At 64.8% G+C, this 2,466-nt stretch carries 3 protein-coding genes and 1 pseudogene; 2 read left to right on the top strand and 2 right to left on the bottom strand.

Annotation, left to right across the window (positions count from 1 at the left end):
* A pseudogene (locus VFF99_RS13585) lies at positions 1-184 on the top strand (DUF1272 domain-containing protein); the annotation flags it as partial.
* Here VFF99_RS13585 and VFF99_RS13580 read toward each other — a convergent pair.
* Complete coding sequence (locus tag VFF99_RS13580) at positions 181-1,032, bottom strand: universal stress protein (protein ID WP_325018733.1); 852 nt, start codon at positions 1,030-1,032, stop codon at positions 181-183. The pseudogene VFF99_RS13585 and the gene VFF99_RS13580 sit on opposite strands and share 4 nt — an antisense overlap.
* A gap of 14 nt (positions 1,033-1,046) precedes the next feature.
* On the bottom strand, positions 1,047-1,508 hold the full coding sequence (locus VFF99_RS13575) for a universal stress protein (RefSeq protein ID WP_325018731.1): 462 nt from the start codon (positions 1,506-1,508) through the stop codon (positions 1,047-1,049).
* Positions 1,509-1,743: 235 nt separating this feature from the next.
* Between VFF99_RS13575 and VFF99_RS13570 the strand changes: the two genes are divergently transcribed.
* Positions 1,744-2,466: PAS domain-containing protein (locus VFF99_RS13570; protein WP_325018729.1), on the top strand; the 723-nt coding region annotated here is incomplete at its 3' end.

Raw genomic sequence — 2,466 nt, 5'->3', positions numbered from 1 at the left:
CGTATGCCCGAACTGCGGCGGCGGATTCGTCCCGCGCCCGGTGCGGCCGCAGCGCGACCTGAAAAACTGCAACAATGTCGCCGGCTATCCTCCGGCTGAACGCATCGTCTACAAGCCGGTGGACGTGGAGGCGCACAAGGCCTTTGCGGCGGCCATCAGGCAGACGCCGCCGCACCTGCGCTAGGCCGACATCAGCACCGGCACCGTCATCGATTGCAGCATGGTGCGGGTGACGCCGCCCAGCAGGATTTCGCGCAAGCGCGAATGCCCGTAGCAACCCATCACGATCATGTCGGAGCCGAGGTCCGCCGCCAGCGACAGCAGCGAACTGCCGATATCGATGCGCGTCCTTTGCCGGATCACGTCCACCTTGACGCCGTGGCGGGCGAGATACAGCGCAATGTCGGCACCGGCGATATCGCCGTGTGCGTCGCCGGCATCTTCCGCGTTGAACACTGCCACCTCGACGAGGTCAGCCCGGCGCAGCATCGGGATCGCATTGACGACGGCACGGGTAGCCGCGACGCCCGCGTCCCAGGCCACCAGCACGCGCTTGCCGACGTGGTCGAAGTGCCCGGCAAAGGGCACCACCAGCACCGGGCGGCCGGCGTTGAGCACGACATATTCCGGAAAGTCCGGCATCACGACCGGCGAGGGCTGATCGCGGTCGACCTGGCCGAGTACCAGCAAATCGCTGTAGCGCCCGCGCAGCGCGAGGCCGGCGCCCGCTTCGTCGTCGATCAGCGCACCTTCCCAGGAGCGCACTTCCGATCCCTGCATCTGCGTCTCGAAATCGTCCAGTGCCGCCCGCGCACGCTCGTGCAGCGCGTCCAGGTGCCGGGCAAGGTGGTCCGATGCGGCCGGCGCCATCGGGTCGATCATGCCGGACTGGTAGATGTAGCGGGACACGCCCGTGGCGGCGATGCCGGCCAGGTGCGCCTCTTCCTGCGCCGCGATCGATGCCGCCAGCGCAATCACCTGCTTCGCATGCCGGCTCTTTTCGGCATGCACGATGATGGTCTTGTAGGACATGTCATCCTCCTTCTTCAGGTCGTGTCGTTTCTCCTGCGGTAAACCAGCACCGGAATGTCGCACAGGGACAGCACCTTCGACGTGACGCTGCCGAGCAGGAGCTGCTCGATGCCGCTGCGGCCGTGCGAGCCGATGAAGATCAGGTCGCAGTCCTGCTCCCTTGCCACCTCGACGATCTTTTGCGCGGGCTTGTTCGAATAGGCCGTCAGCCCCTTCACTTCCAGCTCCGCCTCCGCCGCCGCGCTGCATAGTCCCGCTAGGTACTCGCCGCCCGTCTTGCGCGTGGCCGCCAGGTATTCTTCTTCCGTTGGATAGGACGGGGGAATGATTTCGATACTGACCGGATACTGGTATTCCGGCGCGACGTACAGCCCCACGACCGCGGCGTCGCACATGGACGCGAACTCGACTCCCGCGAGCGCGGCGAGATCGGCCAGGCGGGAACCATCGGTGGGGATCAGAATCCTGTTGTACATGGTGTCCTCCCATCAAGGGGGTCACCGGCCATGCCCGGCCGGCAGGAACCCTTGCGTCCACTATAGGCACACCACGCTGCAAATGCACGGGTGCCGGTTGATCTGAGTCAATCAATTTTGGAAAAGGACGCTGCATGGCGAAGCTGCCTGAAAGAACCTTGCGCGTCCGGACTGGTCGAAACCACAACTGCCCTCCAGCACACGAACAAACCCTTCGCCACGCCAAGGAAACGCGTTGCCGCCGCCTATCGATACCTATCGCGCCATAGCCGAAAACGCCGTCGATCCCATCTTCGTCAAGGATCCGGACGGGCGCGTGGTCTACGCCAACCCGGCGGCGGAAAGGGTATTCGGCTATTCCCGTGAGGAATTGACCGGCAAGCACCTGCATGAAGTGATCCGGCCGCCTGGCGCCAATTGTCCGTTCGGCCGTGCCGCCGCCGACGGCGGCACCCTTCTCGGACATGTCGAGACCTTCGTGCGGAAGGACGGTAGCTGCATCACGATGGCAGGCACTCTTACTCCATTGCACGAAGGAGGCAGGCTCGCGGGCTCGGTCTTTTTCCTGCGCGACATGACCGAGCACCTCCATGCCCGGCAGGCGCTGGAGGAAAGCGAACAGCGCTTCAGGCTGATCACCGATTCCATGCCGCAGCTCGTGTGGTCCATGTCGCCCGACGGCACCCTTACCTACGTCAATGAGCGCTTTCGCCAGTACGTCGGTCCGCAAATGAAGCTCGGCTCCGAATATGTGGCGCCCATCCATCCCGACGATGTTGCCGCCACGCAGCGCGCGCTCGAGCACGCGCTGCGCACCGGCGAGGACTACCGCATCGAACACCGCGGACGCGGCGCCGACGGCCGCTACCGCTGGTTCCTCTCGCACGGCGTGCCGCTCAAGGATGGCGATGGAAAAATCCTCGCCTGGTACGGATCCTCGACCGACATCGACGACATC

Source organism: Noviherbaspirillum sp. (assembly GCF_035654295.1).
GTDB lineage: Bacteria > Pseudomonadota > Gammaproteobacteria > Burkholderiales > Burkholderiaceae_D > Noviherbaspirillum.
The sequence above is the reverse complement of the archived record's forward strand: the minus strand, read 5'-3'. Positions and strand labels throughout refer to the sequence as shown.

What these genes read in the sequence shown, in the direction of transcription:
- VFF99_RS13580 (WP_325018733.1), bottom strand. Translation starts at nt 1,032, where the DNA reads ATGTCCTACAAGACCATCATCGTGCATGCCGAAAAGAGCCGGCATGCG.
- VFF99_RS13575 (WP_325018731.1), bottom strand. Translation starts at nt 1,508, where the DNA reads ATGTACAACAGGATTCTGATCCCCACCGATGGTTCCCGCCTGGCCGAT.